Source organism: Streptomyces sp. A18 (assembly GCF_059026065.1).
The window spans coordinates 1-1,107 of the sequence record NZ_JBWLKL010000126.1 but is presented as its reverse complement, the minus strand read 5'-3'; the positions used below and the strand labels follow the sequence as shown (position 1 = coordinate 1,107).

Genomic DNA, 1,107 nt, shown 5'->3' with positions numbered 1-1,107 from the left:
TCGTCTTCGACCCCGTCGTCACGGACGGCCCGCGGGACATCGTCATCCTCGGCTCGACCGGGTCGATCGGCACCCAGGCCATCGATCTCGTCCTGCGCAACCCCGGCCGCTTCCGCGTCACCGGGCTCTCCGCCGCCGGCGGTCGCGTCGGACTGCTCGCCGAGCAGGCCAGGCAGCTGCGGGTGCGGACCGTGGCCGTGGCCCGCGAGGAGGTCGTACCGGCGTTGCGCGAGGCGCTGAAGGGGCAGTACGGCAGTGAGCCGCTGCCCGAGGTCCTCGCCGGGCCCGACGCGGCCACGCAGCTCGCCGCCTCCGACTGCCACACCGTCCTGAACGGCATCACCGGGTCCATCGGGCTCGCGCCCACCCTCGCCGCGCTGGAGGCGGGCCGCACCCTCGCGCTCGCGAACAAGGAGTCGCTGATCGTCGGCGGGCCCCTGGTGAAGGCGCTCGCCAAGCCGGGGCAGATCATCCCCGTCGACTCCGAGCACGCCGCCCTCTTCCAGGCGCTCGCCGCGGGCACCCGCGCCGACGTGCGCAAGCTGGTCGTCACGGCTTCCGGGGGCCCGTTCCGGGGACGTACGAAGGCCGATCTGGCGGACGTCACCCCGCAGGACGCTCTCGCGCACCCGACCTGGGCCATGGGTCCCGTCATCACGGTCAACTCAGCGACGCTCGTCAACAAGGGCCTGGAAGTCATCGAGGCGCACCTCCTCTACGACATCCCCTTCGAGCGCATCGAGGTGGTGGTCCACCCGCAGTCCTACGTGCACTCCATGGTCGAGTTCACCGACGGATCGACGCTGGCCCAGGCCACGCCGCCCGACATGGGCGGACCGATCGCCATCGGCATCGGCTGGCCCGAGCGCGTGCCGGACGCGGCGCCCGCCTTCGACTGGACGAAGGCCTCCAGCTGGGAGTTCTTCCCCCTCGACAACGACGCCTTCCCGTCGGTCGGGCTCGCCCGGCACGTGGGGAAGCTCGCGGGCACGGCCCCGGCAGTGTTCAATGCGGCCAACGAGGAGTGCGTGGACGCGTTCTTGAACGGCGCCCTGCCCTTCAACGGGATCATGGAGACTGTGACGAAGGTCGTCGCCGAACACGGCA

1 protein-coding gene is annotated in these 1,107 nt (G+C 71.5%); it reads left to right on the top strand.

What is annotated here, in order from left to right; all coding sequences use genetic code 11:
• A partial coding sequence (gene dxr / locus AC5P1C_RS43765; RefSeq protein ID WP_493871586.1) for a 1-deoxy-D-xylulose-5-phosphate reductoisomerase occupies positions 1–1,107 on the top strand: 1,107 nt, incomplete at both ends.